3 protein-coding genes are annotated in these 2820 nt (G+C 48.0%); all 3 read left to right on the top strand.

Annotation, left to right across the window (positions count from 1 at the left end; all coding sequences use genetic code 11):
* The coding region (locus ENN47_07620) for an acetyl-CoA C-acyltransferase (protein HDP78037.1) at positions 1-919 on the top strand (919 nt) is incomplete at its 5' end.
* Between the two features lie 94 nt (positions 920-1013).
* The gene (locus tag ENN47_07615) at positions 1014-2246 is read left to right on the top strand and encodes an ABC transporter substrate-binding protein (GenBank protein ID HDP78036.1); all 1233 of its coding nucleotides are present in this window, start codon (positions 1014-1016) and stop codon (positions 2244-2246) included.
* A 68-nt stretch (positions 2247-2314) separates the two neighbouring features.
* On the top strand, positions 2315-2820 hold a 506-nt coding region (locus ENN47_07610), incomplete at its 3' end, for a branched-chain amino acid ABC transporter permease (GenBank protein HDP78035.1).

Genomic DNA, 2820 nt, shown 5'->3' with positions numbered 1-2820 from the left:
TACAATGATCGGCGCTCAGGACATTGTCTCCGATGAAGCAGACCTTGTCTTGACAGGCGGCATGGAGAACATGTCTATAAGCCCTTATATGCTTGACAAAGCCAGATTCGGCTACAGAATGGGTAGCGGTACCATTGTCGATCACATGATACGCGATGGACTTACAGATGTCTTCAATGACTACCACATGGGAGTAACTGCTGAGAATCTGGCCGAGAAATATGGTATCAGCAGGGCTGAGCAGGACGAATTTGCTCTCGAAAGTCAGAAAAGAGCTAAGGAAGCCATAGCGGCAGGAAGGTTCAAAGATGAAATTGCTCCCGTAGTGATTAAAGGAAGAAAGGGAGACATCGTTTTCGACACCGATGAGCACCCAAGAGATACGAGCATGGAGATTCTGGGCAAACTCAGACCGGCTTTCAAGAAGGATGGATCTGTAACGGCCGGGAATTCTTCGGGCATAAACGATGGGGCGAGTGCGACTGTTCTTGCGAGTGAAGAAGCAGTGGAAAAGTACGGACTGAAACCGATTGCGGAAATAGTCTCGTTTGCGCAGGCCGGAGTGGATCCCGCATATATGGGATACGGCCCCGTGCCCGCCGTCGAGAAGGCTCTGAAGAAAGCATCCATGGATATCAAAGCCATCGATCTAATTGAGCTGAATGAAGCCTTTGCGTCGCAGTCCCTTTCAGTCTTGAAGGGTTTGACGGAGATTTACGGAGTGTCAAAAGAATGGCTTCTTGAAAGAACCAATGTCAATGGAGGCGCTATTGCGCTTGGGCACCCAATTGGCGCATCGGGAAACAGAATAATCGTTACTCTGCTCTATGAAATGGAGAAGAGAAATCTTGAGTTTGGTCTTGCTTCACTGTGCATTGGTGGAGGAATGGGAACCGCAGTAGTAGTGAAGAGAGTCTAATAGTTTAGAGAGCTCATGCGCTTTTCTAGGAAATAGTTCTTTGTTCCAATTTCTTTCGGAAATCATCTAAACAACCTACGTAGGAGGTGGGAAAGTGAAAAAAGTATTGTTTGTTTCACTTGTGGTTGTTGTAGCGTCGCTGATGTTCGCGGCTACTCCAATCAAGATCGGTGCAGTTGTTCCCCTTGGAGACATAACGGGTGATCAGTCTGCAAAAGCAATGAAACTTGCTGTAGAAGAGATCAACGCTGCAGGAGGACTGCTCGGCAGACCTCTGGAACTAATAATCGTGGATAGTGAACTAAAACCCGAAAAGGGCGCTGCAGCGATCGATAAGCTAGCTACAGTGGACAAAGTAGATTTCTTCGTGGGAGGAATGGCTTCTTCTGTCCATCTTGCCCAGATTCCCGTGATGAAAAGATATCAGAAGATCACTATCTGGAGCGGCGCAGCTTCATACCTCTGTGAGAATGCGATCGGACCGGATGCCGACTGGTATTTCCACCTTCATCCATGGGATTATCAGCAGGGTGCTAGCTATGGTCTAGGATGGACGGAACTTGCTGAGGCTTATCCTGACATCGTACTTGAAAAGATCTTCCTTGCCTATGAAGAAGGCGGTTTTGGAACGGCCTCTCATGAATCCTATCTTGCACTTCAAGCTCAGGCCGATCAGGGAGAAGGAACTTGGGCAGCCGTCATGGGCGACTACATGGGAGTTTCTTTCAAGAGTGCCGCTCTTGGCGGAGGGGACTACAGAGCAATGCTTCAGCAGGCTAAGACCTATGACCCCGATCTCTTTGTCTGGGCAGGTTACGATGCCGATGCTCTTCCAATGCTTCAGCAGGCGAAGGAAATCGGTTTTGCTCCGAAGTTTTTCGTCGGAGCGCCTCCAGGATGGCCGGCACATTTCGGTGACTCTCCATTGGCAGAGGGCGTCACTCTCTACGGGATGTGGGCACCAACAATCAACAAGGTAAGCCCGGCCGCAGAGCATTTCTGGAATGCTTACATCGAGAAGTACGACGAGGAACCGGCAACTTACTTTGCACCGCTCGGCTACACGAATATCTACTTCCTTGCTGAAGGAATCAAAGCAGCCGGTACGCTTGAGAAAGCTGCGCTCATAAAGGCTCTTGAGGAAGTTGAATATGCTTCCCCAATAGGTGAAGTCTTGAAGATGGCTCCCAGCAATGTGATAAATCATCAGGGTTTCACTGCCCAGAAGATTCTTCAGTGGCAGGGTGGAGAGCAGCAGGTAATTTGGCCGCTAGATCTTAAGACTGCCGAACCAATGTACCCGTTTCCTTCCTGGGAAGGAAGATAAGCGAATCTAGGTCGGGCATCCGTGCCCGACCTTATTATTAAAAAGCTGTAGCTTGGGTGGTGACTGACTTGGAGAGTATCTCGTTCTTGAAGAAGCACAGGAATGTCTTTCTCCTGATTGCAGTAATTGTCGTGGTGGCTATCTGGAAGCCTCACGCTGCTATTTACGGACTCCAGAGGGGAAGCCTATACTCATTGGTTGGATTGCCGCTTTCTCTAACCCTCGGAGTGGTAGGAATAATGAATCTTGCCCATGGAGATTTTCTCTCATTAGGGATCTATTTTGTGTATCTCTTTTCGACAAACCTGGGAATGGATCCTTTACTGTCCATAATTCCTGTTTTCGTTCTGTTGTTCTTGCTAGGAGTAGTGATCTATAAACTGACTGTAACGAGAGTTCTAAAGTCGGGTCATTTGAACCAGCTGCTACTCACTTTCGGAATATCTATGATATTGCTGGAGGCAATGAATCTCATATGGACATCAAGACCAAGAAGCGTGTATGTCGAATACTCTTCTTCGTCAACAACTATAGCAGGTGTTAGATTTGGCACATATGAGCTTTTGTACGTTCT

It is taken from the genome of Mesotoga infera (genome assembly GCA_011045915.1).
Lineage (GTDB): Bacteria > Thermotogota > Thermotogae > Petrotogales > Kosmotogaceae > Mesotoga > Mesotoga infera_D.
Note: the sequence above shows the minus strand (reverse complement) of the source record. Positions and strands in the feature narration are given on the sequence as shown.